General features: G+C 44.9%; 1 protein-coding gene. It reads left to right on the plus strand.

The features are described 5' to 3' along the window. A partial coding sequence (locus tag RLN88_RS00020) for an efflux RND transporter permease subunit (RefSeq protein ID WP_350219320.1) occupies window positions 1-1480 on the plus strand: 1480 nt, incomplete at both ends.

A 1480-nucleotide genomic window follows, 5' to 3' on the forward strand; every position in this document is an offset into this window, starting at 1 on the left:
CATCATTATGATGCTCAAAGGTTCCAACCCCAATGCAGTCATACAGAATGTAAAAGAACGTATGGAGGAAGTTGAGAAATCGCTTCCTGAAGGATTGGAAATCAATACCATCATAGACAGAAGTGATCTTATTTCCAGAACTACCAGTACTGTACAAACCAACCTGATCGAAGGAGCACTCATTGTCATATTTGCGCTCGTTATCCTGTTGGGAAGTTTGCGAGGCGGTCTCGTCACTGCCACAACCATTCCGCTTTCATTGCTTTTTGCTTTCATTCTGATGAAGCAATTCAATGTGTGGGCCAACCTGATGAGCTTAGGAGCCATTGACTTTGGAATCATTATCGATGGAGCGGTGATCATCATTGAAGGCACGGTCTATGAAATCCAGAAAAGAATCAGAGCTGGCAAGGTGGGTTTCAATCAGAAAGTAATGGATGAGGTGGCTTATGAGTCCGGAAGCACCATGATGGGTTCCGCCTTTTTTGGTCAGATTATTATTCTAATCGTTTTCGCGCCTATTCTGTTTCTCACAGGTGTTGAAGGCAAGATGTTCCAGCCAATGGCCTACACCTTTGGTTTTGCCATGATTGGAGCAATTGTACTTTGCCTGACTTACGTACCAATGATGTCAGCGCTCCTTATGAAGCCTGTTCAGAACAAAAAGAATTGGTTCGGTCGCTTTGAAAGATCATTGGAAAGGGTAAGTGATAAACTCATTGGAGGACTTCAACGAGTTTACCTTCCTGTTTTGAAAAGTGCCTTGCGATTTAAGGCCATGGTGATCATGGTAGCCATTTTACTCCTGGCAATCGCAGGTTTTACTTTTTCCCGAATGGGCGGGGAATTCGTTCCTCAGTTAGATGAAGGTGACATTGCGATGCAAGCATTGATCAGGCCGGGGAGTTCGCTAACAGAGTCCAAAGAAGTCTCGATTAAAATTGAAAAGCTCCTACTTGAAAATTTCCCGGAGATCAAAACGGTCACAGCGAGAATCGGGGTGGCGGATATTCCGACAGATCCCATGCCGATGGACATTGCAGATATGTATCTCATTCTCGAAAAAGACAAAGACAAGTGGGTTTCTGCAACGACCAAAGACGAGCTGATTGATCAAATCAAGGACAAACTCAATGAACACCTGGTAGGTGTTAATCTCGTATTCACACAGCCTGTAGAGCTGCGCTTCAATGAGTTGCTCGAGGGAGTGCGAGAAGATATTGCTGTCAAACTATACGGTGAAGATTTGGAGGTTTTGGCTACCAAGGTTCAAGAGATGGCGGATATCATATCAACCGTACCGGGTGCCGGAGATGTCAATGCAGAGCGCACCTCAGGTCTTCCTCAAATGACTGTGAGGTACAACCGAAATAAGGTTGCCCAGTATGGACTGGATATTCAAAAATTGAACGAGTATGTCAGCTCTGCTTTTGCTGGTGGAGTTGCCGGGGTGGTCTTTGAAGGTGAGAAGCGATTTGAT

It is taken from the genome of Ekhidna sp., assembly GCF_040223195.1.
Taxonomy (GTDB): domain Bacteria; phylum Bacteroidota; class Bacteroidia; order Cytophagales; family Cyclobacteriaceae; genus Ekhidna.